The organism is Devosia sp. XGJD_8, assembly GCF_046614475.1.
Classification (GTDB): Bacteria; Pseudomonadota; Alphaproteobacteria; order Rhizobiales; family Devosiaceae; genus Devosia.
The window spans coordinates 3,016,838-3,039,175 of the sequence record NZ_JBKJHF010000001.1; the positions used below are offsets into that span (position 1 = coordinate 3,016,838).

At 63.9% G+C, this 22,338-nt stretch carries 18 protein-coding genes; 3 read left to right on the forward strand and 15 right to left on the reverse strand.

Translation table 11 applies throughout. The features are described from left to right. Positions 1–15: 15 nt before the first annotated feature. The 6 genes from ACLI1C_RS14450 to ACLI1C_RS14475 form a co-directional block, all read right to left on the reverse strand. Positions 16–816 (reverse strand): hypothetical protein, encoded by an 801-nt coding sequence (locus ACLI1C_RS14450; protein ID WP_411397839.1) that lies wholly within the window; start codon positions 814–816, stop codon positions 16–18. Beyond that, on the reverse strand, positions 816–1,601 hold the full coding sequence (locus ACLI1C_RS14455) for an SDR family NAD(P)-dependent oxidoreductase (protein ID WP_411397840.1): 786 nt from the start codon (positions 1,599–1,601) through the stop codon (positions 816–818). Before ACLI1C_RS14455 ends, ACLI1C_RS14450 begins: the two co-directional genes overlap by 1 nt. A gap of 3 nt (positions 1,602–1,604) precedes the next feature. Then, positions 1,605–2,660 carry an NAD(P)-dependent alcohol dehydrogenase gene (locus tag ACLI1C_RS14460; RefSeq protein WP_411397842.1) on the reverse strand — a complete coding sequence of 352 codons (1,056 nt, stop codon included), beginning with the start codon at positions 2,658–2,660 and terminating at the stop codon, positions 1,605–1,607. Positions 2,661–2,743: 83 nt separating this feature from the next. Then, positions 2,744–3,556: an ATP-binding cassette domain-containing protein gene (locus tag ACLI1C_RS14465; protein ID WP_411397843.1), complete on the reverse strand. Its 813-nt coding sequence runs from the start codon at positions 3,554–3,556 to the stop codon at positions 2,744–2,746. Then, positions 3,553–4,629, reverse strand: a complete 1,077-nt coding sequence (locus ACLI1C_RS14470) for an ABC transporter permease (RefSeq protein ID WP_411397845.1) — start codon at positions 4,627–4,629, stop codon at positions 3,553–3,555. Before ACLI1C_RS14470 ends, ACLI1C_RS14465 begins: the two co-directional genes overlap by 4 nt. A gap of 77 nt (positions 4,630–4,706) precedes the next feature. Beyond that, positions 4,707–5,735 carry a sugar ABC transporter substrate-binding protein gene (locus tag ACLI1C_RS14475; RefSeq protein WP_411397847.1) on the reverse strand — a complete coding sequence of 343 codons (1,029 nt, stop codon included), beginning with the start codon at positions 5,733–5,735 and terminating at the stop codon, positions 4,707–4,709. A gap of 301 nt (positions 5,736–6,036) precedes the next feature. On the opposite strand from ACLI1C_RS14475, the gene ACLI1C_RS14480 reads away from it, so the two are divergent. Both ACLI1C_RS14480 and ACLI1C_RS14485 read left to right on the forward strand, forming a co-directional pair. After that, positions 6,037–7,254 carry an ROK family transcriptional regulator gene (locus ACLI1C_RS14480; RefSeq protein WP_411398344.1) on the forward strand — a complete coding sequence of 406 codons (1,218 nt, stop codon included), beginning with the start codon at positions 6,037–6,039 and terminating at the stop codon, positions 7,252–7,254. 93 nt (positions 7,255–7,347) lie between these two features. Continuing rightward, complete coding sequence (locus ACLI1C_RS14485; RefSeq protein ID WP_411397848.1) at positions 7,348–9,573, forward strand: putative bifunctional diguanylate cyclase/phosphodiesterase; 2,226 nt, start codon at positions 7,348–7,350, stop codon at positions 9,571–9,573. Here ACLI1C_RS14485 and ACLI1C_RS14490 read toward each other — a convergent pair. Continuing rightward, complete coding sequence (locus tag ACLI1C_RS14490; protein ID WP_411397850.1) at positions 9,570–10,565, reverse strand: DNA topoisomerase IB; 996 nt, start codon at positions 10,563–10,565, stop codon at positions 9,570–9,572. The genes ACLI1C_RS14485 and ACLI1C_RS14490 overlap by 4 nt on opposite strands. Positions 10,566–10,569: 4 nt before the next feature. After that, positions 10,570–10,728 carry a hypothetical protein gene (locus ACLI1C_RS14495; RefSeq protein WP_411397852.1) on the reverse strand — a complete coding sequence of 53 codons (159 nt, stop codon included), beginning with the start codon at positions 10,726–10,728 and terminating at the stop codon, positions 10,570–10,572. 117 nt (positions 10,729–10,845) lie between these two features. On the opposite strand from ACLI1C_RS14495, the gene ade reads away from it, so the two are divergent. Then, the gene (gene ade / locus ACLI1C_RS14500) at positions 10,846–12,555 is read left to right on the forward strand and encodes an adenine deaminase (protein ID WP_411397854.1); all 1,710 of its coding nucleotides are present in this window, start codon (positions 10,846–10,848) and stop codon (positions 12,553–12,555) included. Here the strand turns inward: ade and ACLI1C_RS14505 are convergent. From ACLI1C_RS14505 to ACLI1C_RS14535, 7 genes are all read right to left on the reverse strand, one after another. Continuing rightward, positions 12,552–14,711: a malate synthase G gene (locus ACLI1C_RS14505; protein WP_411397855.1), complete on the reverse strand. Its 2,160-nt coding sequence runs from the start codon at positions 14,709–14,711 to the stop codon at positions 12,552–12,554. The genes ade and ACLI1C_RS14505 overlap by 4 nt on opposite strands. Positions 14,712–14,913: 202 nt before the next feature. Further along, positions 14,914–16,209: a guanine deaminase gene (guaD, locus tag ACLI1C_RS14510; RefSeq protein ID WP_411397857.1), complete on the reverse strand. Its 1,296-nt coding sequence runs from the start codon at positions 16,207–16,209 to the stop codon at positions 14,914–14,916. Beyond that, on the reverse strand, positions 16,206–17,432 hold the full coding sequence (locus tag ACLI1C_RS14515; RefSeq protein ID WP_411397858.1) for a urate hydroxylase PuuD: 1,227 nt from the start codon (positions 17,430–17,432) through the stop codon (positions 16,206–16,208). The genes guaD and ACLI1C_RS14515 overlap by 4 nt, the downstream gene beginning before the upstream one ends. Before the next feature lie 238 nt (positions 17,433–17,670). Next, entirely contained in the window at positions 17,671–18,759 is a 1,089-nt protein-coding gene (locus ACLI1C_RS14520) for a BMP family ABC transporter substrate-binding protein (protein ID WP_411397860.1), read from the reverse strand. Positions 18,760–18,816: 57 nt separating this feature from the next. Further along, complete coding sequence (locus ACLI1C_RS14525; RefSeq protein ID WP_411397862.1) at positions 18,817–19,746, reverse strand: ABC transporter permease; 930 nt, start codon at positions 19,744–19,746, stop codon at positions 18,817–18,819. Next, a complete protein-coding gene (locus tag ACLI1C_RS14530) occupies positions 19,743–20,825 on the reverse strand; it encodes an ABC transporter permease (protein WP_411397863.1) in 1,083 nt (360 codons plus the stop codon). Before ACLI1C_RS14530 ends, ACLI1C_RS14525 begins: the two co-directional genes overlap by 4 nt. Then, entirely contained in the window at positions 20,806–22,338 is a 1,533-nt protein-coding gene (locus ACLI1C_RS14535; RefSeq protein WP_411397865.1) for an ABC transporter ATP-binding protein, read from the reverse strand. The genes ACLI1C_RS14530 and ACLI1C_RS14535 overlap by 20 nt, the downstream gene beginning before the upstream one ends.

Here is a 22,338-nt window from a genome sequence, read left to right on the forward strand (position 1 = left end):
GGCGGTGTTCCTGGTTTATGACGCTGACGTGACAACCGCGCGGGGTGTTGCCTGGTTCCAGCTTGCGACCAGCGGGCGCGCCCAATCGGCGATGAATGCAGCCGGCGGCAGGATGATCCAGCCGTCGCCGTCGCCGACGGCGGTGTAGTCGTTGCTGGCAACGCCCAGAGCCGTAATTGCACAGACCAGTGCGGCGCGATCGTCATGGTTGGTAACCGACCCGAAGTTCTGCTCCATCAGTCGGTGTGGCAGATGGTGGGCCAGCAGACGAGCCAGAGTGCCATCCTCCGCAAGCGCCAGATAGTACCGATCCGACCGCTTGCCGCGACCGCCTTTGAACGGCGCGGGATCGACCAGCATCAGTCCGAGAAAACTGTTCGGAAATGCCTCGGCGATGGCGAAGCGATGGATAGCATGCTGATGCGCCGCCGGCGCAAGTGATCCGCGCTCCAGCATGATGCGCGCGCAGGCATTGGTCGCCCCATTGAGCAGCCTCCCATTGCCGCTGTTCGACTGCGCCAGCTTTCCGATGGCATCGCGGATCGGTCGCTCGCTGAGCCGCCGCTCGGCCAGGCGATAGCTGTCGATTGGCTCCAGATCGCCGCGCAATGGGCCGTCAAAGGCCCCAGCCAGAAGGTGGTGCGGCCCGGCCACCGCCAGCAAGCCGGCGCGCCGGTCTGCGTCGTCGGCCGTGAACCGTCTTATGATCCAGCGCACTCCCTCGCGGTCCCAGTCCAGGCGGCAGGCGGCACTCGACCGCTGCCGCGTCGACCAGCCGACATCAACTCCCAGGACCGATCCTGACTCCGGCAGCATCAGACCGTCTTGAGCCAGCCGCCGTCGACAAAGTAGGTGGAGCCGGTGGAATAGCTGGCCTTGTTCGAACACATGAAGACAAAGAAGTTGGCCAGTTCCTCGGGCGTCGCGAAGCGCTTCATGCCGCCGGCCTCGTCGGCCACACCCTGCAGATGCGCCTGCCAGCCATCCTCGCCGGCGATCTGCTTGGCGGTCTTCACCCAGTCGGGCGTGAGGACGAGGCCTGGATTGATGGTATTGACGCGAATATTGTCGCCCACCACCTCGTTGGCGAGGGTCTTGGAAAACATCATCAGCGCCGCCTTGGTGGTATTGTAGATCGGCTCGTACCATAGCGGCTGCACGGCACAGATCGACGCATTGTGCAGGATCACCCCACCGCCGCGCGCCTTCATGCTGGGCAGCATGCCGCGCGCCAGCCGCACCGCGGCCATCACATGCAGGTCCCAGTAATACTGCCACTTGGCATCGTCGGCCTCGGCAATGGTCTCGTTCGATCCGGTCCCGGCATTGTTGATCAGGATATCGGCACCGCCAAAGGCCTTGCTCGTCCCCTTGATGACTGCGGCGCAGCCCTCGGCCGTTGCGACATCGGCGGCGATGGCGGTGGCGATGATGCCGAACGTGCTGGCGACGCGCGCCGCTTCGTCATCCGCGCGATCCTTGTTACGCCCAACCAGCACCAGGTTGGCGCCTTCGGCGGCCAGCCCCTCGGCAACCGCCAGGCCGATACCCACCGTCCCGCCGGTGATGACGGCAACCTTGTCGCGTAGATTGAGGTCCATAGGTCAGTCTCCCTGAGCCGCTACCCTGATCTGCAGCTTCACATCACTTGGCCGCGCTTCCACCGCCCGGTCGAACGCCTTCCTGGAATCCTCGAAGGCAAAAGTTTCGGAAATCAGCGGCTTGAGGTCGACCTTGCCCGAGGCGATCAGTGCGATGGCGCGGTCATACTGGTGCGCATAGCGGAAGACGTTTTCGATCCGCAATTCCTTCACCGAGGCGCCGGCAATATCCACCGCCACCGGGTCCACCGGCAGCCCGACCACGACGATGGCACCACCGGGCCGCGGCAGGTCCATGATGGTCTTCCAGGCATGCGGCGAGCCCGAGCATTCAAACACCACATCGGCGCCCCAGCCTTCGGTGAGCCGCGCGACCTCCTCGACGACATTCCTGTCGCGGATATTGACCGGTATGACGCCCTGATACTGCGCTGCGATATCGAGCTTCGGCTGCGCCAGGTCGGCCACGATGACCCGGGCACAACCGCCCGCCAGCGCGGCCAGCGCGACCATGGTGCCGATGGGACCTGCGCCGAGAACCACGGCAGTGTCACCGGGCGTGATCCGGGCCTTGGTGGCCGCCTGCATGCCCACGGCAAAGGGCTCGACCATGGCGCCCTCGGCAAAACTCACATTGTCGGGCAGCTTGAAAGTGTAGTTCGCCGGGTGCACGACCTCGGGGGTCAGCACGCCATGCACGGGTGGCGTCGCCCAGAAGTTCACCGCTGGATCGACATTGTACATGCCCAGCCGGCTGGCGCGGGAATTGGGATCGGGAATGCCCGGCTCCATGCAGACCCGGTCGCCCACCTTGAGATGGGTCACGCCGGCCCCGACCTCTGTCACCGTGCCGGCGGCCTCGTGCCCCAGCACCATGGGGGCATTGACCACGAAGGGGCCGATTTTGCCATGGGTGTAATAGTGCACGTCCGAACCGCAGACCCCCACGGTATGGATGGCGATCTTGACCATGCCCGGTCCGACATCAAGCGGCAGATCGATATCGCGCAGGGCCAGCTCGTGCTGGCGTTCAAGGACGAGGGCGCGGACTTGGGTCATGCTGGAATCCCGGGCATAGATGAACGAGTGGCCGGGCAATCGCCCAGCGGACGAGCATTTCTAACCCACGGCCGGGGTGATGACTATGCCCCCGGCGGCTGCATCGCGCCCGTCATGATCGCCACCGCATCGGACATCGAATAGTCCTTGGGATTGATCACCGCGATCCGCTTGCCCAGGCGGTGGATATGGATGCGGTCGGCCACTTCGAAGACATGCGGCATGTTGTGGCTGATCAGCACGATGGGCATGCCCCGCCGCTTGACGTCCAGCATCAGCTCCAGCACGCGCCGGCTTTCCTTCACACCCAGGGCGGCCGTTGGCTCGTCCATGATCACGACTTTCGAGCCGAAGGCGGCCGCACGGGCCACGGCCACGCCCTGGCGCTGGCCGCCGGAAAGTGTCTCGACCGACTGATTGATGTTCTGGATGGTCATCAGGCCGAGTTCGCTGAGCTTCTCGCGGGCGAGCTTGTTCATCCGTGACCGGTCGAGCAGCCGGAAGATGTTGCCCAGCGGTCCCGCCTTGCGCATTTCGCGGCCCAGGAACAGGTTGTCGGCGATCGACAGGGCGGGTGACAAGGCCAGGTTCTGATACACCGTCTCGATACCGGCGAGCCGCGCTTCCATCGGTGACTTGAAATGCACAGGTGAGCCGTCCAGCCGCACAGTGCCGGCGTCAGGAATCACCGCGCCGCATAGCGCCTTGATCAGGGTGGATTTGCCCGCGCCATTGTCGCCGATGACCGCCAGGATTTCTCCTGGCATCAACTCGAAATCGGCATGGTCCAGCGCCACCACCTTGCCATAACGCTTCTGCAGGCCAGTGGCGCTGAGGATCGGTTGCGGTCCGGCAATCGGGGTGGCGGTAAGGCTTGCAGTCTGATCGAGGCTCATGCGGAGATCTTCCTGATCCACTGGTCGGTGGTGACAGCGATGATGATGAGGGCGCCCACGGCAAATTCCTGCCAGAGCACGTCGACGCCGGCCAAAGCCAGCCCGTTGCGGAACATGCCGACGATCAGCGCGCCAAGCAGCGTGCCGACAATGGAGCCGCGCCCGCCGAACAGTGACGTGCCGCCGATCACCACCGCAGTGATGGAATCGAGGTTCGCTGTCTGGCTGCCGAGCGGGGACACCGCGCCGACGCGACCGATCAGCACCCAGCTCGCCAAAGCACAGATGAACCCGGCCAGCGTATAGACGCCGATCAGCGTCATCTTCGTGTTGATACCGGCCAGGCGTGCCGCCTCCGGATCGTCGCCGGTGGCGTAGATGTGGCGGCCGAAGGCAGTGCGATTGAGGATATACCAGACGGTCGCCGCAATCAGGATCATCACCATGGAGCCGGCCGTCAGGATGGCGCCGCCACCCAGGGCCACTCGTGCGCCCATCCATTGCAGCATGGGCGCTATGGCCGCGATATCCTGGCTGCGGATGGTCTCGGAGTTCGAGATGAAGATGATCATGGCGCCGTAGATCGACCAGGTGCCCAGCGTCACGATGAAGGGGGGCAGCTTGACCAGCGCCACCAGCACGCCGTTGATCAGGCCGCACAGGATGCCCGTGGCGAGGCCCAGCACGAAGCTAATCTCGACCGGCACACCGGCAACGACCGACAGCCGGCCCATCACGATGGAGGACAGGATCATGATGGCGCCGACCGACAGGTCGATGCCGGCGGTCAGAATGATCAGCGTCTGGGCAATGCCCAGCACGCCGATAATGGTGACCTGCTGCAGCACCAGCGACAGGTTGAACGGCGCGAAGAACTTGGAACCGGCGGCGACAGAGAAGAAGGCAATGCCGACGATCAGCACGATGAAGGGAATAGCGGTGGGATAGCTGTGCAGGAAGGCCTGCATGCGCCGCACCATGCTGGGCGTATCCTCCTCGAAGCTGGCAACGGTTTGCGTGGCCCCGGCCAATCCCTTTTCGGCTGTCGCCGAACCGGTTGCATCATCACTCATCAACGCCCCTCCCAGGGTCTCGCAGAAACGACAGACGGGCCGCCCGGGGGGCGACCCGCAGATTTTTTATTGAGGGATCAGCCCCAGCAGAGCTCGGTGCCCTTGGTGGTGTCGATGGATTCAACGCCGTCGACTGGCTTGTCAGTCACCAGGGTTGCACCGGTGTCGAAGAAATCGAGGCCTTCGGTGGCTGAGGGCTTCTCGCCGGTATCGGCGAACTTCTTGATGGCCTCCATGGCCATCGAGGCCATCAGGAGCGGATACTGCTGGCTGGTGGCGCCAATCACGCCGGCCTTGACGTCGGCGACACCCGGGCAGCCGCCATCGACGGCGACGATCAGCACCGAACCGTCATCACGGCCCGCGGCCTTGAGGGCCTCATAGCCACCGGCTGCGGCCGGCTCGTTGATCGCATAGACAACGTTGATGTCCGGGCATTTTTGCAGCAGCGTTTCCATGGCGGTACGGCCACCGTCGGGCGCGCCGGCCGTCACTTCGGACCCGCAGATGCGCGGATCATCCTCATCGCCGATCCTGTTGGGATCCTTCACGTCGATGCCGAAGCCCTCGAGGAAGCCCTGGTTGCGCAGATAGTCCACAGTCGGCTGATTCACTGCCAGATCGAGCAGCGCGATTTTGGCAGTCGCGGCCGCGTCACCGAGCGTGCCGGCAGCCCACTGGCCGATCAGCATGCCTGCCTTGCGGTTATCAGTGGCAAACGTCGCGTCGGCCGCATCGATCGGATCGAGCGGCGTGTCGAGCACGATCACCAACAGACCGGCATCGCGCGCCTGCTGGATGGTCGGCACGATGGCGCTGGAGTCGGACGGCACGATAGCGAAGCCCTTGGCGCCCGAAGCGATGAGGTTTTCAATCGCCGCGATCTGGCTGTCATTGTCGCCGTCGAACTTGCCGGCAAAGGTGCGCAACTCGATCCCGAGTTCGTCGGCCTTGGCCTGGGCGCCTTCACGCATCTTCACAAAGAACGGATTGCCTTCGGTCTTGGTGATAAGGCCCACCACGACTTCCTGGGCATAGGCAGCCGTTCCGCACATGAGGCCGAGCATCACGGCCCCGGCGGCCGCGACCTTCAAAAACTTACCCATCAATATATCCTCCCGAGGATTTCACATGGGCGTCCGCAGCCCTTATCCGGGCCGTCGATCCGCCAAAAAGGCCGGGCGCGTTCTCGTCCTCACCCGTCCCAATGACCGTCATAACAATGCATCGGCACGCCGCTGTCAATAAGTTAATCCAAGTGATTTATTAATTGACAGAGGGCGGCCCTTGCCCTTTGCTAGTGCCGAGGAAACGCAATAACCCAATGAAATCGATTGCAATTTGGCGTTTCATGCCGCCTATGGCTGATCCTGAAAAGCGTATGCGGGTTAACGGAGGGGCGACTTGATGGTCAGAAGGGGCGTGGGACGCACTGGCCTGGACGATCTGAGCCGGGGCACCAACCAGTCGGGTGTGCGGCTCTACAATGAGCGCCTTGTACTCTCCCTGATCCGCCGCCATGGCAGCCTGCCCAAGGCCGACATCGCGCGCCGCACCGGGCTGTCGCCGCAAACCATTTCCACCATTGCCAACAGCCTCGAGGCCGATGGAATCATCATTCGACTCGACCCGCTCCGCGGCAAGGTTGGCCAGCCGCTGGTGCCCTATGCCCTCAATCCACGCGGCGCATTCTTTCTCGGCCTCAAGATCGGCCGCCGTAGCTCGGATATCGTACTGATGGACTTTGCCGGCACCGTGCTGGGGCGGATCCACGAGCCGCATCCCTATCCGACGCCCCAGATCATCCGCGCTCTTGCCGGCCGCGGCATCGCAGAATTGACCGCGTCACTGAACGCGGCAGAGCGGCAGCGCATCGCCGGCTTCGGCATCGCCTCGCCTTTCGAATTGTGGAACTGGGAATCCCAGCTTGGCGCGCCCCCGGATGTGCTGGAAGACTGGCGGCAGGCCGATATTCGCGGCGATATCGCCGCTATCAGCCCCTGGCCCGTCTATTTCCATAATGATGGCACCGCCGCCTGCGCCGCCGAACTCGTGCTGGGCCATGGCCAGCATGGCGACGACTTCCTCTATATCTTCCTTGGCTCCTTCATCGGTGGCGGCGTCGTGCTCAATGGGCACCTGTTTCCGGGACGCACCGGCTATGGTGGCGCCATCGGCCCCCTGCCCGTGCCCACGGGTGATGGCGGCTTCCAGCAGATCCTGCGCAGCGCCTCAATCTATGTGCTGGCTGACCGTCTCACCGCCGCAGGCATGGACCCGCAGGTGCTCTGGCGCGAGCCGGGCCGGTGGGGCGAACTGGGCGAGCCCCTGCAGGCCTGGATCGACGATGCCGCGCGTAGCCTAGCCATAGCCGCGGTCAGCGCCGTTTCCATCATCGATTTCCGCACCATCGTCATCGATGGCGCCTTCCCCGAGGCGGTTCGCGCCAACCTGGTGCAGGCGACCCGGGCGGCCCTGGTCAATTTCGACCTGCAGGGGCTCGCCCCGTTCACCATTGCCGAGGGCACGATCGGCTTCGGCGCGCGCGAAATCGGCGGCGCCTGCCTGCCCCTGCTGGCCAATTTTACGCAGGATCGGGAAGTCCTGTTCAAGGAAAACGGCTAACAGGCTGCAGACGAACACTGTTTTGGCTTGGTAACCAGTCCGCAATTACCCGCTGCTACAGTCAAAATCTGCAATGGCCAATCCGGACACTAGATGCCGTCTGAAACCTCGACGCTCGAGCGCTGGCACTTTTCCGCCGCCATTCTCTTACCCGTTGTTCTGGCGCTGGGCGTAACCGCCGCAGCGACCTTCGGCTTTGTCCTGTGGTCCACTGCCGGCATCGACCAGCGGGCCCTTGAACGCCAGGCCAACATGATCCACGAGGTCATGGACGCCCGCCAGGATCAGTTGATCCATGAACTGGGCAGCGTCGCCATCTGGGACGACTCCGTGATCAATACGCGGCTGATGTTCAACTTCAACTGGGTGAACACCAATCTCGGAGCCTGGCCGCAGGAGTTTTTCGGACACGACCAGACCGTTGTGCTCGATGGCACCAACCAGCCGCTCTATCTCATGCGCGACGGCATTTCCCAGGATGTCGAAGCGGGTGCAGGCCCATCGGGGCCGGTGCAACTGCTTGTCGACCGGCTGCGCGCTCTGCCCCACACACCGGCCACCCCCGGGACCTCGCACCAGCCGCTCGCCCTGGCCGATTATGCCGTGGTGGACGGCATGCCCTCCCTCATCGCCGCAATGACCCTGGTCTCCGATACGGGCGCAATCGTCCAGCCGCCCGGCACCGAGCCCCTGATTGCCGCCGTGCAATACCTTGACGATGCCGCTGCCGCCGAACTGGCCCGGGAGTATCTCTTCGAACAGGGCAGGTTCAGCCTGAGCCGCACCGATGATCCGGATCGCGCCGTATATCCGATCTTCAGCTCCGCCGGGCGCTTCATTGCCTTCTTCGAGTGGAACCGCGACAGGCCTGGCCTGATGCTTCTCCGCCAGACCGGGCCGGTCCTGGCCGCCGCATTCATCATGGCCGCAGTGCTGGTCTTCCTGCTGCTGCGCAAGTTGCGCCACTCGTCCGCTGCGCTCGAGGCCGAGCGGCGCGAGGCCGAATATCAGGCCGCTCATGACCTGTTGACCGGCCTGCCCAACCGGACGAGCTTTGATGCCGAACTGGCCCGCGCTCTCGCCGACCAGCCGCGCAGGGCGGCCGGCCTTGCCCTGTTAATGCTCGATGTCGACCGCTTCAAACAGGTCAACGACACGCTTGGTCACCAGGCCGGCGACGAGCTGATCCGTGCCGTTGGCCAGCGCATCCGCTCGATCGTGGGCCCCGGCGTGACAATTGCCCGACTTGGTGGCGATGAATTCGTGATGCTGATCGTGGAACGTGACCACGGCATGGCCACGGCATTGGCAAGCCGGATCATCGAGGCGATCGGACAGCCATTTGATCTAAACCGGTTCAAGGCACATGTCGGCGCCAGCATCGGCATCGTCCACGCCGGTGCCGGCAATGCCGAAGCCCAGGAGCTGATGCGCAAGGCCGACATTGCGCTCTACGAGGCCAAGGCGGGCGGACGAAACCGCGCCGTTGTCTATGAGGAGCACATGAACGAGTTGCTGCAGCTCCAGCATACGATCGAAGCCGAACTGCGCGAGGCGCTGCAGCGCGATGACCAACTTTCGGTGGTCTTCCAGCCGCTGGTCGATCAGCAAACGCGCAAGGTAATCGGCGCCGAGTGTCTCGCCCGCTGGCACCACCCGAAATATGGGCAGATTTCTCCCGCGCGCTTCATTCCCGTGGCCGAGAATACCGGCCTCATCGAAGCGCTGGGTGAGTTTGTCCTCCGCCTGGCCTGCGAGCTCGGCGCCACGGCGCCGGGGCGTACCATTGCCGTCAACATCTCCCCCACCCAACTGCGCAATCCGCGCTTTTCAAGCCAGGTATTCGATATCCTCAGCCATACCGGCATGCGCCCCGTCGATCTTGAGCTTGAGATCACCGAATCGATCCTGCTCGACAATGAACATCTGTCCGGACAGAACCTGCGCGCCTTCCGATCCGCCGGCATCCACATTGCGCTGGACGACTTCGGCACCGGCTATTCCTCGCTGAGCTATCTCAAGCTCTACCCCGTCGACCGCATCAAGATCGACCGGTCCTTTGTTTCTCAGCTCGCCGATGGCCACGTGTCGGTAGCAATCACCCAGGCCATTGTCAGCCTCGCCCATGCGATGGATCTCGCAGTGACCGCCGAGGGTGTGGAGACGGACGGGCAGGCAACGATTCTGGGGCAATTGGGCTGCAATACCCTGCAGGGCTTTCTGTTTTCTGGCGGCGTTCCGGCGGATCAGATCACCACCATGTTTGCCGACAGGGCGAACGCGTTCGAACCAGAGAGCCCTGAGGTCGTATCGGCCTAGGCCATGGCGGCCAGCACTACCCCGAGCCGCTTTTCGCGCGCCAGTAGCCCAGCCTGGCCTTTGCCGGCCCCGTCCCACATGGCCTTCAGCCGGCCGTCGTCAAACAGCTTGAACAGGCAGGGCGCAATATAGGATTTCCGGCAGATCGCCGGCGTATTGCGGAGCATTTCGGAAACCTCGCGCGCGACCTGGGCCATCTGCCGCCGCCGCGCGGTGTCCGACCCGCCAACCTCCAGCTGTGCCAGCGCTTCTCCCGCGAGGGCACTGGCATGCAGGGTACGGAAATCCTTGGCGGAGATTTCCACGCCCGCCAGCTCGCGCAGATAGGCATTGATCGCGCCGGTCTTGATCGGCCGCACCTGGCCAGCTTCATCCCGGAAGACCAGTAGGCGCTTACCCGGCAGGGTCTTGATGCGAGCGACCGCCTGGGCGAGACGGGCATCGATCACGCAATATTCCGCCCGCTGTCCGCCCTTGGCATCAAAGGTCATACAGACTTCGTCGCCGGATACCCGGACATCACGCGTATAGAGCGTACCAGCGCCGCGGGTGCCATTTTGCTTGAGGTATTTCTCGCGGCCAACGCGCATCGCCGTCTTGTCGATCAATGCCACCGCGATGGCCAGCGCCAGCTCGCGACTGCCGGTTTCGGCCGCCAGCGCCAAACTGACCTTGCGACGCACTTTGGGCAGCACGGACGTCAGCGCCGCCAGCCGGAGCTGCTTCTTGCCATGCCGCCGCAATTCCCATTCGGGATGATAGATATACTGGTCGCGCCCGGCCTCATCGATCCCCAATGCCTGGATATGGGCATTGACGCGTTCGGCGATCCGCACCTCGCGCCAGGCAGGGGGGATGCCGAGCGCCCTGATCCGGCCTCTAACGGCAGCGTCGCAGATCAGGGCGCCCGTTGCATCGCGATAGCAGAAGCCCTTGCCCCGCTTTTGCCGGGTAAGCGTCAGATCAGCGCGGACAACCTTGATCAGTCGCATCGCATCAGGCGGGGCTGGATTGGGTGAGCGAGAAAACCAGGAAAACCACGGCAAAGAGCACGATGACGGCACTCAGCGACATGATCAGCACGCGCAGGTTCATCTTGCGTGGGCTGCCCTGCCTTACTTCGGTCTGGCTCTTTTTCGGATCGTAGGTTTCCATGACGCTCTCCTCTGTCGGTTGATGGCAAACGTGCCGCGTGCCATGCAGGTTCCGCCGGCCTTGACGCAGGCCGCATGCCGTCCGACCCTTGCCCGTGACTTTACCCAGGATAATTCCATGACCAGTGCCGCCGCCCTCACCCGCATGATCATGGCCGGACAGGGCAGGGAACCGGCCGACCTGGTCATCAAGGATGTGCGCCTGCTCGACGTGATCACCGGCGCGGTGACCGAAACCGACATCGCCATTGTCGACGACCGCATCGTCGGCACCCATGCGCGCTATGAGGGCAAGACTGTCATTGACGGACAGGGCCGCTTTGCCGTGCCCGGCTTCATCGACACGCATCTGCATATCGAATCCTCGCTGGTCACCCCCTTCGAGTTCGACCGCTGCGTGCTGCCGCATGGCGTCACCACGGTCATCTGCGATCCGCATGAGATCGCCAATGTGCTGGGCGCCGAGGGTATCCGCTACTTCCTCGATTGCGCCGAACAGACCGTGATGGATGTGCGGGTCAACCTCTCATCCTGTGTCCCCGCGACCGCCTTCGAAACGGCCGGCGCGGCGCTCGAAATCGAGGACCTGGAGCCTTTCCGTTCCCATCCCAAGGTGATCGGCCTCGCCGAAATGATGAACTTTCCCGGCGTGCTCCATGCCGATCCGGGCATCATCGCCAAACTTGCCGCCTTCCAAGGCGGCCATATCGACGGACATGCACCCCTGGTGCTCGGCATGGATCTCAACGGCTATCTGGCCGCCGCCATCCGGACGGACCATGAGGCCACCAGCGCCGCCGAAGCGCGCGAAAAGCTGGCCAAGGGCATGGCCATTCTTATCCGCGAAGGCTCGGTTTCCAAGGATCTCAAGGCCCTGGCCGAGGTGCTGGATGAGAACACCTCGTCTTTCGTTGCGCTCTGCACGGATGACCGCAACCCGCTCGACATTGCCGAGGAGGGGCACCTCGACAGCTCCATCCGCCGCCTGATCGCCATGGGCCGGCCGCTGCACCACGTCTATCGCGCGGCCAGCCACTCGGCCGCCCGCATCTTCGGCCTGCGCGATCGCGGTCTGGTCGCCCCAGGCTGGCGCGCCGATATTGCGCTACTCGACAGCCTGGAAGATTGCCGCGTCAGCGATGTGGTGACGGCGGGACGACTGGTTGCTCCGGACCTCTTCGCCGCGCGCCGGCCGGTCGCTGCTGTGGGGCTGAGCTCGATGAAGGCCAAGCCGGTGGCGCCGGACGACTTCATCGTGCCCGTCCGCGCCGACCGCAACCAGACGCCGGTGATTGGGGTCAAGCCGGGCCTGATCCTGACCTTCCGCGAATCCGCGGTGCTGCCGAGCGGCGATCGCGGCACAATGCCCGATCTCGAGGCCGATGTGCTCAAGGTTGCGGTGATCGAGAGGCATGGCAAGAATGGCAATATCGGCCGCGGCTTCGTCAAGGGCTTCGGCCTCAAGCGCGGCGCCATCGCGTCCTCAGTCGGCCATGACAGCCACAATATCACGGTGATCGGCGCCACCGACGAGGACATGGCCGTGGCCGTTAACCGGCTGATCGAGCTGCATGGCGGCTTCGTCGTCTCGGACGGCGGCCGGGTAACGGCGGAACTGGCGCTGCCGATTGCCGGGCTGATGAGCCCCAAGCCATTCGAGGAGGTGACGCATGACCTGCACGCTTTGCGGCAAGCTGCTTACGCACTTGATTGCAGCTTGCCGGAACCTTTCTTGCAGGTTGCTTTCCTCGCGCTGCCCGTCATCCCCCACCTCAAGATGACCGACCGCGGACTGTTCGACGTCGACAAGTTCGACTTCGTCGACTAGTGCCCGTCGCGCGCCTTGACCTTGCGCCGGGCGGCATGCAGCAGCGGCTCGGTATAGCCACTGGGCTGATCGGCGCCGTGCAGCGCCAGGTCGAGTGCCGCCTGGAAGGCAATGGACTGGAAGTTCTCGGCCATCGGGCGGTAGAGCGGATCGCCGGCATTCTGTTCGTCCACCACGGCGGCCATGCGCTCGAAGGTTGAGGTCAGTTCGTCCCGGCTGACCAGGCCATGGCGCAGCCAGTTGGCGACGGCCTGGCTCGATATGCGGCAGGTGGCCCGGTCTTCCATCAGCCCGACATTGTTGATGTCGGGCACCTTGGAGCACCCCACGCCCTGCTGCACCCAGCGCACGACATAGCCCAGAATGCCCTGAGCGTTGTTTTCCAGCTCGCGGGTGATCTCCTCGCGGCTCAATGAGAACGGCGCCTGCACCGGCATGGAGAAGAGTTCCGACAGGGTCGGCACGGCCTGATTGTGCCGGCGCTTCTGCGCTTCGAACACGTCGACCTCGTGATAATGCAGAGCATGCAGCGTGGCGGCGGTGGGCGACGGCACCCAGGCGGTATTGGCGCCCGCATTGGGATGGGCCGCCTTGGACGCCATCATCGCCGCCATGTCGTCCGGCCGCGCCCACATGCCCTTGCCGATCTGCGCCCGGCCAGACAGCCCGCAGGCCAAGCCGATCAGCACATTGCGGTCCTCGTAGGAGGCGATCCAGCGTTCGGACTTGATCTCGTCCTTGCGCAGCACAGCGCCCGCCTCCATCGAGGTATGGATCTCGTCGCCGGTGCGGTCGAGGAAACCGGTATTGATGAAAAATACCCGCTGGCGGGCTTCGTAGATCGCCGCCTTGAGATTGGCCGAGGTCCGGCGCTCCTCATCCATGATGCCGATCTTGATGGTGAGTGGGGCGAGGCCCAGCATCTTTTCGACCGAGGCGAAGATGGCGCAGGCAAAGGCAACTTCTTCGGGGCCGTGCATCTTGGGCTTGACGATGTAGATGGCGCCGGTCGTGCTGTTGACCTTGTCTTGCATGGCGCAGAGCACGGTGACAGCTGCGTCCATCAACCCCTCGCCGATCGGCTTGCCATCGAACAACACGGCATCAGTGGTCATCAGGTGGCCGACATTGCGCACCAGCAGCAGCGAGCGCCCCTTGAGCACCAGCGGCGCGCCGCTGACGTCCTTGTAGGTCCGGTCGGCATTGAGCCTGCGGGTAACGGTCTTGCCGCCCTTTTCGAACGTGTCTTCCAGCGTGCCATTCATCAGGCCGAGCCAGTTGCGATAGACGCCAACCTTGTCCTCGGCATCGACCGCAGCAACGGAGTCTTCGCAGTCCTGGATGGTGGTGAGCGCCGCCTCGACGATGACGTCGCTCAGCCCCGCCTTGTGCATGCCGCCGATCACGCTGCCCGGCTCGATGACGAGAATGACATGCAGGCCATGATGGCGCAGCACCAGTTCGCCCTTGGCTTCGGTGCCACCATAGCCGACAAAGGCACCCGGATCGCGCAGGCCGGTGCGACCAGCGGCCGTGTCGACCTGCAGGTGACGGGTCTCGCCATCCTTGATGACGTGATAGCCCGTGACATCGCGATGGCTGCCGCTGGCAAGGGGGAAGTTCTCGTCGAGGAAGCTGGCAGCCTTGTCGACCACCGCCGCGCCGCGCGCGGCATTGAAGCCCTGCCCCGGCGCCAATCCACCGTCGCGGCTGATGACATCGGTGCCATAGAGCGCGTCGTAGAGGCTGCCCCAGCGGGCATTGGCGGCGTTCAGCGCATAGCGCGCATTGGAGACCGGCACCACCAGCTGTGGGCCGCAGAGCGTGGTGATTTCGGGATCGAGCCCGGTCGTCTCAATGGTGAAGTCGGCTGGCTCAGGCACCAGATAGCCGATTTCCCGAAGGAAGAATTCATAGCCCTGCGGATTGTCGGCGACGGCACCATACCGGCGATGCCAGTCATCGACCTGGCTCTGGATCTGGTCGCGCTTGGCCAGCAGAGCCGCATTGGTCGGCCCATGCTCGGCAATCAGGGCGGCAAAGCCGGACCAGAACTGCTCGGCGGTTACGGCAAGGCCCGCAAGCGCTTCCTTCTCGACGAAATCGACCAGCAGCGGATGGACGGAGAGGCCGGACTTCGCGAGGTAGGAGGTCATTCTTGATCCTTCTTCTTTCTTACCTCTCCCTTTGGGGGAAAGGTCGGCGCGACCGCGCCGGGTGAGGGGGCCTTCTCGTTGTCCGGTGCTTGGGTAAGGCCCCCTCACCCGACCAAAGACGGTCGACCTCTCGCCCAGAGGGAGAGGTGAAGAGGCGCCAGACCCGCAAACCCGAGCGCAAACTAGGGCAAGGCCATTGCCCTCACAACCCGCCTAAAGTCGACTTCGCCCTTGCGCCTGCAACATAGACTTCGGCAATGGCCCGGTCATCACCGAGAGTCTGTAGCAGGAACAGCTCTTCAACGAGCGAACTTGCCGTCGCAAGGCGCAATGCCATGGCAGGCGTGGCGCCGGCATCGAGCACGACGAGGTCTGCGGCATTGCCCGGCGCGATGGCCCCGATCGTGCCCTCCAGCGAGAGCGATCGCGCATTGCCAAGGGTCATCATGTAGAACGAGTTGAGCGGCGTCAGCCGCTGACCGCGCAACTGCAGCACCTTGTAGCCCTCGTCGAGCGTGCGCAGCATGGAAAAGCTGGTGCCCCCACCGATATCGGTGGCTACGCCGATGCGCACCCCCGCCTTGCTGAGCCTCTCATGGTCGAACAGGCCCGAGCCCAGGAACAGGTTCGACGTCGGGCAGAACACCGCCACCGCACCGGTCTCGGCCAGCACCTGGGTTTCGCGGTGATTGAGATGAATGCAATGCCCGAGCAGTGTCCTGGGACCCAGCAGGCCGAAATCCTCATAGATGCCCGTATAATCCGGCGAGCCGGGATAGAGCTCCATCGCATAGGTGATCTCGGCGGCATTCTCGCTGAGATGGGTCTGGACGTAGCAATCGGGATACTCGGCCACCAGGGCCCGGGCCGCGTCCAGCTGCTCCGGGGTCGAGGTAAGGGCAAAGCGCGGCGAGATGGCGTAGAGGCCCCTGCCCTTGCCGTGCCAGCGCGCGATCAGCGTCCTGGTATCGTCATAGCCGGACTGTGCGGTGTCGCACAGCGCCTCGGGCGCGTTGCGGTCCATCATCACCTTGCCGCCGACCATCAGCATGTTGCGCTTCGCCGCCTCGCCGAAATAGGCGTCGACCGAACGAGGATGGCTGGAGCAATAGGCAACGGCCGTCGTGGTGCCGTGACGGATCAGCTCATCGAAGAAGGCGGCCGAGACGGTGCTGGCATGGCCCTGCTGGCTGAACTTCTGCTCTTCCACAAAGGTGTAGGTATTGAGCCATTCGAGAAGCGACCCCGCATAGGAGGCGATCATCTGGCTTTGCACATAGTGCAGATGCGTGTCGATAAAACCGGGCAGGATCAGGTGCGGGCGGTGGTCGATAACCTCTGCACTGTCATCGGCAGCAAAATCGCCAACAGCGATGATCTTGCCATCCTCAATGGTGATCGCACCATCCTCGAGATAGCGGTAGCTCGCGGTGTCATCGATGCCCTGCGGCTCGCTGACGAAGGTCAGCACGCGGCCGCGCAGAATGGTCCGTCTCATGGCCCCGAACCCTCACGGAACCATTCGACGATCAGCGCCCGCTCGTCAGGCGTCATCTCGCTGACATTGCCCGGCGGCATGGCATGGGCATAGCCGGCCTGGATCGCGATATCCTTTGCGTGGTTGGCGATGGCGATATCATTGTCGAGCACGACATTCCTGGGTGCTTGATAAACGCCGGGCCAGGCTGGCTCGGCGGTGTGGCACATCGCGCAGCGGGTCTGCACGGTCAGGCTGGCAGCGGCAAAATGGCTTGCTGCGAGAAAGGGTTCGGCCGCCCGAGACGCCACCTCCTCACCTGCCGAGCCCGGCAGTTTCGGGCCCGACGACAGCCAGGCGATGATGATGAAGAGGATGACCGCCACCGGCCAGGTCCAGTGCGGATTGCCCTTGCGGGCATGGCGCGTGTTGAAATAGTGCCGGATGACCACCCCGACGAGGAAGATCAGGCTGGCAATGATCCAGTTCCACTGCGTGGCAAAGGCCAGCGGATAGTGGGACGAGAGCATGAAGAAGATGACGGGCAGCGTCAGGTAGTTGTTGTGCAGCGAGCGCTGCTTGGCGACCTTGCCATACTTGGCATCAGGCACCCGGCCGGCCTTGAGATCCCCCACCACGATCTTCTGGTTGGGAATGATGATCATGGCCACGTTGGCCGCCATGATGGTCGCGGTGAAGGCGCCCATATGCAGCATGGCCGCACGGCCCGTGAACAGCTGGGTATAGCCCCAGCTCATGGCCACGAGAATGGCGAACAACACCAGCATCAGCCCGGACGTCGAATTACCGATCGGCGACTTGCAGAGGCTGTCATAAAGCACCCAGCCCAGCACGATGGAGCCGATCGACAGGCCGATGGCCGCCCAGGCCGGCACGTCCAGCACATTGCGGTCGATGAGATAAAGATCGGCCCCGACATAATAGATCAGCGCCATCAGCATCAGGCCGGAAAACCAGGTCCAGTAGCTTTCCCATTTGAACCAGGTCAGGTGTTCGGGCAGGAATTCCGGCGCCACCAGGTATTTCTGAATGTGGTAGAAACCGCCCCCATGCACCTGCCACTCCTCGCCATGCGCCAGCGGCGGCAGGCTCGGCGTCTTGCGCAGGCCCAGGTCGAGCGCGATGAAATAGAAGGACGAGCCGATCCAGGCGATGGCCGTGATCACATGCAGCCAGCGGACCGCAAAGCTCAGCCATTCATAGAAAATCGCATAATCGGGCATCGTCTTCTCCTTCGTCCCCTCTCCCCTTGAGAGAGGGCGGATCGCGCGCAGCGCGAGACGGGTGAGGGGTGTCCAGCCATTCGCATGCCCGGAGGCGCCGATAGCTCGCCACCCCTCATCCGCCCTTCGGGCACCTTCTGCCTCAAGGGGAGAAGGCAACCACCACCCACAATCCGAATGGTCGTCGCAAAAAGAGGCGGGCCGAGACCCGCCCCTCTCAAATCACGTTGGGCGCGGCTTATGCCGGCGGGTTCACGCCTTCGACATACCAATCCATGCTGAGCAGCTCGGCATCGGTCAGCGTCACGCCGGCAGCGACCTTTTCCGCCCCGGTATGATCATTGATCGGGCCGGTGAAGATGTTGAACGAGCCGTCGATCTGGCCATTCTTGACAGCTTCGGCGGCGGCCACGACGTCAGCCGGGATCGACTCGTTATACGGCCCGATCTGCACTTCGCCTTCCTTGAGGCCCGGCCAGCGGTCGGCGCTGGTCCAGGTGCCATCGATCACGGCCTGAGCGGACTGCACATAGGTCGGACCCCAATGGTCGATGATCGAGGTCAGCTGGGCCTTGGGGGCGAAGGCCGCCATGTCGGCACCCTGGCCGAAGCCGCCGACAATGCCGCGCTCTTCGGCAACCTGCAGCGCAGCAGGACCATCGGTATGCTGGGCAATGATGTCGATGCCCTGGTCGATCATGGCGCGGGCCGCGTCGGCTTCCTTGGCCGGGTCATTCCAGGTCGAGATATAGACCGGGGTGATGGTGAATTCCGGGTTCACCTTGCGGGCCGCCAGCACGAAGGCATTGATGCCCATCACCACCTCCGGGATCGGGAACGAGCCGATATAGCCCGCCTTGCCGGTCTTGGAGAGATGGCCGGCAATGGTGCCGCAGACGGCGCGGCCTTCATGGAAGCGGGCATTGTAGGTCGCCACATTGTCCGAGCGCTGGTAGCCGGTGGCATGCTCGAACTTTACGTCCGGGAACTGCTGGGCAACCTTGATGACATAGTCGCCATAGCCGAAGCTGGTGGCGAAGATGAGCTTGTGGCCGGACTGGGCCAGTTCGCGCAGCACGCGTTCGCAATCGGGGCCTTCCGGCACGTTCTCGACGATGGTGGGCTCGGCGACCAGATCACCCAGCGTGTCCTTCATGAACTTGGCACCCGTGGCATGACCATAGTTCCAGCCATTGTCATTGGGCGTGCCGATCAGCATGAAGCCGACCTTGAGCGGCTCGGTCTGGGCGAAGGCCTTGGTGCCGAGCAGCGGCAGGGCAGCCGCGGCCGCACCGGCCTTGAGGACATTGCGACGAGATAGGGTCATTTCGTTTCTCCTGAGGATTGCTTTTCGTTGGTGATCGAGGCGGTCATTGCCGCCGCCTCAATTGGAAGGCAAGAACGGCTTGCCGAGGCAGGCCGGAGCATTGGTGGAAGCATCGCGCCGGATCGAGATCAGCACAAGCACGGCGACGGTGGCGAGATAGGGCAGAGCCGCCCAAAGCTCGGAGGGCACGACCGAAAGCGGGCCGCCTCCGGCCTTGGCATAAAGCTCCATGGTCATGACCAAGCCGAAGAGATAGGCCCCGGCCAGCAGGCGGAACGGCCGCCAGGAAGCGAACACGACGAGCGCCACGGCGATCCAGCCGCGCCCGGCCGTCATGCGCTCGGCCCATTGCGGGGTGAGCAGCAGCGGAAAGCATGCGCCGGCAATACCCGCCATGGCGCCGCCGAACATCACCGCCAGGTAGCGCACGCCGATCACCGAATAGCCGATCGAATGGGCCGACAGGTCATTCTCGCCCACGGCGCGCAGGATGAGGCCAGCGCGGGTCTTCTTGAGAAACCACCAGATGGCGACCACCATGATCAGCGCGAAATAGACCAGCGCGGAATAGCCGAACAGCACACGCCAGACGGGATGGGTTGCCAGCTCCGACGGGAACAGCGGCCCCAGCAGCGTGACCGGCCTGGCGCTGTAACCCTGCCCGGCCAGCGCCGAAAAGCCGGTGCCGAAAATGGTCAGCGCCAGGCCCGTAGCGGTCTGATTGGCGGAAAGGCTCAGCGTCAGGAAGCCGAAGATCAGCGACGTGCCCAGCCCCGCCGCCGCCGCCAGCAGGATGGCGAGATAATGGTTGCCGGTGAGGAAGACGACCACAAAGGCGGTGATCGCGCCCACCAGCATCATGCCCTCGACACCGAGGTTGAGCACGCCAGAGCGCTCGACCACCAGCTCGCCCAAGGCAGCGATCAGGATCGGGGTCGAGGCACCCACCACGGTGACAATGATGGCAATGATCAGTTCCGGGCTCATGCGCGCACCTCCGCCGCCGGGACCACGCGCTTGATGCGGTAGCGGATGAGAATATCCCCCGCCAGCAGGAAGAACAGCATCATGGCCTGGAACACCCCGGTGGCCGAACTGGACAGCCCGATCGTGGTCTGCGCCACCTCGCCACCGACAAAGGTGATGGCCATGACGATGCCGGCAAAGATCACGCCCAGCGGATTGAGCCGCCCGAGGAAGGCGACGATGATGGCGGTGAAGCCGTAATTGGTCGGAAAGCCCGGCACCATGCGCTGGAAGGGCCCTGCCACTTCCAGCATGCCGGCCATGCCCGCTAGACCGCCACTGACCAGCAAAGCCAGCCAGATCGTCTTGTTTTCGCTGAACCCGCCATAGCGCGCCGCATGGGGCGCCGCCCCCACCACGCGCATGCGGTAGCCGAACACCGAGCGGGACATGATGAACCAGGCAATCAGCGCCACCACGATGGCGATGGGCACGCCCAGATGCACGATCGTGCCGGGAATGAGCGTCGGCAGGCGTGCGGCCTCCGAGAAAATGCGGGTCTGCGGAAAGCCCATGCCCATGGGGTCCTTCCAGGGCGCGCGCACCAGGTAATAGATCAGCTGCACCGACGCATAGGTGAGCATCAGCGAGGTCAGGATTTCATTGACGTTGAGGCGCGTCTTGAGCAGCGCCGGGATGGACGCATAGGCCGCGCCGCCCAGCATACCGGCGACGAACATGGTCGGCAGGATCCACCACCCGGTCATGCCATGGGTGGCCAGCGCGACCCAGGTGGCCGCCAGCCCGCCGATAATATACTGCCCCTCGGCGCCGATATTCCACACATTGGCCCGGTAGGAAATCGACAGGCCGACGCCGATGATGATCAGCGGCGCCGCCTTGACCCCAAGGTCCTGCCACTTGAACGAATTGGTCAGCGGGGTGAGGAAGATCTCGCGCACCGCGCCGACGCCGTCATAGCCGATCAGCGAGAAGATGATGGCGCCCACCACCATGGTCAGCACCACGGCCACGACCGGGGTCGCATAGACCATGACCTTGGACGGCTCGCGGCGCTTTTCAAGCCGGAACTGCATCATGCACCTCCGTCGCTCCATGCACGCCGCCCATCAGCAGGCCGATTTCTTCAACGCTCATCTCCTCGGTCGGGCGAGCCGGCGAAAGGCGCCCCATATTGATCACCGCCAGCGTGTCGCACAGTGCACGCAGCTCATCGAGATCCTGGCTGATGACCACGATGGCCGAACCGGCCGCGGCCAGGTCGACAAGCGCCTGATGGATCGCCGCCGCAGCGCCGGCATCGACGCCCCAGGTGGGCTGGCTCACCACCAGCACGCTGGGGTTCTGCAGGATCTCGCGGCCCATGATGTATTTCTGCAGGTTCCCGCCCGACAGCGATCCAGCGGTCGAGCCCGGCCCCAGCGCCTTGACGGCGAAGTCGGCGATCACCTTGCCGGTATAGGTCCGGGCGGCGCCTGAGCTGATCAGCCCCATCATCACCATGCCCAGCCGGTCGCGCGCCGTGAGCACCGAATTGTCGCTCAGCGTGAAATCACCCACGGCGGCGTGGCCATTGCGTTCTTCCGGCACGGCACAAAGGCCGCGCTTGCGGCGCCCCGTCGTATCCAGCAGACCGAGCGGAAACCCGTCAAGGGTAATGGCATCCTTGTCGCCGCCGCGCACTTCCCCGCTCATCGCATCGAGCAGGGCATTCTGCCCGTTGCCGGCTACCCCGGCTATGCCGAAGATCTCCCCGGCGCGAACGGTGAAGCTGACATTGTCGACCGGCACGTCGAAATGCCCGGTCTTGACGGTGGAGAGCCGCGAGACGACCAGTTTGGGCAGGCCCAGCGTCCGGCCCTCGCCCCGCACGATGTCCTTGAGGCCGGCGCCGATCATCTTCTCGGCCAGCGAGCGGCTGGTCTCCTGCCTGGGGTCGCAGGTATCGACCAGTTTGCCACCGCGCAGGATGGTCGCCGTGTCGCACAGGGCTTTGATCTCATGCAGCTTGTGCGAGATGTAGAGGATGGAGCAACCCTGCGCCGCCAGCTTGCGCAGGACATCGAACAGTTGCTCCACCTCCTGCGGCGTCAGCACCGAGGTGGGCTCATCCATGATCAGCAGCTTTGGATCGAGCAGCAATGCGCGCACGATCTCGATCCGCTGCCGCTCGCCCACTGACAGGGTCGCCACGGTACGATGTGGATCGAGCAGCAGGCCATAGCGGCCCATGATCTCGCGGATGCGGGCCTCAAGCTCGCGCGAGGGGATCTTGGCATCCATGCCAAGTGCGATATTTTCGAGAACGGTCAGCGCGTCGAACAGCGAAAAGTGCTGGAACACCATGCCGATGCCGAGCTTGCGGGCCGCCTTGGGATTGGGCACCACGACAGGCTGTCCATCCCAGCGGATCTCGCCGGCATCGGGCTGCATGATGCCATAGATCATCTTGACCAGGGTGGACTTGCCGGCGCCGTTTTCGCCCAGCAGCGCATGGATCTCGCCCGGCTTGACCGCAAATGTCACGTTGTCATTGGCGAGAACGCCTGGAAACCGCTTGGTAATGCCGGTCAATTCAAGCCGATACGGCAT

What these genes read in the sequence shown, in the direction of transcription:
- ACLI1C_RS14485 (WP_411397848.1), top strand. Translation starts at nt 7,348, where the DNA reads ATGCCGTCTGAAACCTCGACGCTCGAGCGCTGGCACTTTTCCGCCGCC.
- ACLI1C_RS14465 (WP_411397843.1), bottom strand. Translation starts at nt 3,556, where the DNA reads ATGAGCCTCGATCAGACTGCAAGCCTTACCGCCACCCCGATTGCCGGA.
- ACLI1C_RS14525 (WP_411397862.1), bottom strand. Translation starts at nt 19,746, where the DNA reads ATGAGCCCGGAACTGATCATTGCCATCATTGTCACCGTGGTGGGTGCC.
- ACLI1C_RS14460 (WP_411397842.1), bottom strand. Translation starts at nt 2,660, where the DNA reads ATGACCCAAGTCCGCGCCCTCGTCCTTGAACGCCAGCACGAGCTGGCC.
- ACLI1C_RS14490 (WP_411397850.1), bottom strand. Translation starts at nt 10,565, where the DNA reads ATGCGACTGATCAAGGTTGTCCGCGCTGATCTGACGCTTACCCGGCAA.
- ACLI1C_RS14455 (WP_411397840.1), bottom strand. Translation starts at nt 1,601, where the DNA reads ATGGACCTCAATCTACGCGACAAGGTTGCCGTCATCACCGGCGGGACG.
- ACLI1C_RS14530 (WP_411397863.1), bottom strand. Translation starts at nt 20,825, where the DNA reads ATGATGCAGTTCCGGCTTGAAAAGCGCCGCGAGCCGTCCAAGGTCATG.
- ACLI1C_RS14450 (WP_411397839.1), bottom strand. Translation starts at nt 816, where the DNA reads ATGCTGCCGGAGTCAGGATCGGTCCTGGGAGTTGATGTCGGCTGGTCG.
- ade (WP_411397854.1), top strand. Translation starts at nt 10,846, where the DNA reads ATGACCAGTGCCGCCGCCCTCACCCGCATGATCATGGCCGGACAGGGC.
- ACLI1C_RS14515 (WP_411397858.1), bottom strand. Translation starts at nt 17,432, where the DNA reads ATGCCCGATTATGCGATTTTCTATGAATGGCTGAGCTTTGCGGTCCGC.
- guaD (WP_411397857.1), bottom strand. Translation starts at nt 16,209, where the DNA reads ATGAGACGGACCATTCTGCGCGGCCGCGTGCTGACCTTCGTCAGCGAG.
- ACLI1C_RS14470 (WP_411397845.1), bottom strand. Translation starts at nt 4,629, where the DNA reads ATGAGTGATGATGCAACCGGTTCGGCGACAGCCGAAAAGGGATTGGCC.
- ACLI1C_RS14535 (WP_411397865.1), bottom strand. Translation starts at nt 22,338, where the DNA reads ATGCCGTATCGGCTTGAATTGACCGGCATTACCAAGCGGTTTCCAGGC.
- ACLI1C_RS14505 (WP_411397855.1), bottom strand. Translation starts at nt 14,711, where the DNA reads ATGACCTCCTACCTCGCGAAGTCCGGCCTCTCCGTCCATCCGCTGCTG.
- ACLI1C_RS14475 (WP_411397847.1), bottom strand. Translation starts at nt 5,735, where the DNA reads ATGGGTAAGTTTTTGAAGGTCGCGGCCGCCGGGGCCGTGATGCTCGGC.
- ACLI1C_RS14480 (WP_411398344.1), top strand. Translation starts at nt 6,037, where the DNA reads ATGGTCAGAAGGGGCGTGGGACGCACTGGCCTGGACGATCTGAGCCGG.
- ACLI1C_RS14495 (WP_411397852.1), bottom strand. Translation starts at nt 10,728, where the DNA reads ATGGAAACCTACGATCCGAAAAAGAGCCAGACCGAAGTAAGGCAGGGC.
- ACLI1C_RS14520 (WP_411397860.1), bottom strand. Translation starts at nt 18,759, where the DNA reads ATGACCCTATCTCGTCGCAATGTCCTCAAGGCCGGTGCGGCCGCGGCT.